Origin of the sequence: Nocardioides pelophilus (genome assembly GCF_014180685.1) — a bacterium.
GTDB lineage: Bacteria > Actinomycetota > Actinomycetes > Propionibacteriales > Nocardioidaceae > Nocardioides > Nocardioides pelophilus.
Map to the genome: position 1 here is coordinate 1 of NZ_JACEHF010000328.1, position 813 is coordinate 813.

An 813-nucleotide genomic window follows, 5' to 3' on the forward strand; every position below is an offset into this window, starting at 1 on the left:
GAAGCCTCCCTCGATCATGGCGGCGAGCAGGTGGTAGGCCGACGAGCGCGGGAGCCCGACCGCAGCCGTGACCCGCTCCAGCGGCACCGGCTCCGGCTGCGCCGCCAGGAACCGCAGCACCCGCAGGGCGCGGGTCGCGGACGGCACCTGTCCCATCTGGCTCCTCCGGTCAGTCTCGTATCCGAGACACCATCTCGCGTGGATGACTGGTGGCACAAGCGCCGCGGGCGTTGGATGGGGGCATGGAGCAGAGGTACGTCGAGGTCGGGGTCGGTCCGGTGTCGTTCGCGGACGTGGTGGCGGTCGCCCGGGACGGTGCCGGCGTTCGTCTCGGCGCCGATGCGGAGACGGCGATCGACCGGGCGCGCACGGTGGTCGACGAGCTGGCGGCGTCGCCGACGCCCACGTACGGCGTCTCCACCGGGTTCGGGGCGCTGGCGACCCGCCACATCGCGCCGGAGCTGCGCACCCAGCTGCAGCGCTCGCTGGTGCGGTCGCACGCCGCCGGGTCGGGACCGGAGGTCGAGCGCGAGGTCGTCCGGGCGCTGATGCTGCTGCGGCTGTCGACGCTGGCGACCGGTCACACCGGCGTCCGGCGCGCGACCGCCCAGCTCCTGGCCGGGCTGCTGACCCACGGCATCACGCCGGTGGTCCGCGAGTACGGCTCGCTCGGGTGCTCCGGCGACCTGGCGCCGCTCGCGCACTGCGCGCTGGCGCTGATGGGGGAGGGCGAGGTCCGCGACGCTGCCGGGGAACTGGTGCCCGCCGCCGACGCGCTCGCCGCGGCCGGGCTCGCGCCGGTCGAGCTCGCCG

At 75.6% G+C, this 813-nt stretch carries 2 protein-coding genes; one reads left to right on the forward strand and one right to left on the reverse strand.

Going from position 1 to position 813, the window contains the following annotated elements; translation table 11 throughout:
• A partial coding sequence (locus H0488_RS23440; RefSeq protein ID WP_183101561.1) for a helix-turn-helix domain-containing protein occupies positions 1–156 on the reverse strand: 156 nt, incomplete at its 3' end.
• An 86-nt stretch (positions 157–242) separates the two neighbouring features.
• On the opposite strand from H0488_RS23440, the gene H0488_RS23445 reads away from it, so the two are divergent.
• A partial coding sequence (locus H0488_RS23445) for an aromatic amino acid lyase (protein ID WP_183101562.1) occupies positions 243–813 on the forward strand: 571 nt, incomplete at its 3' end.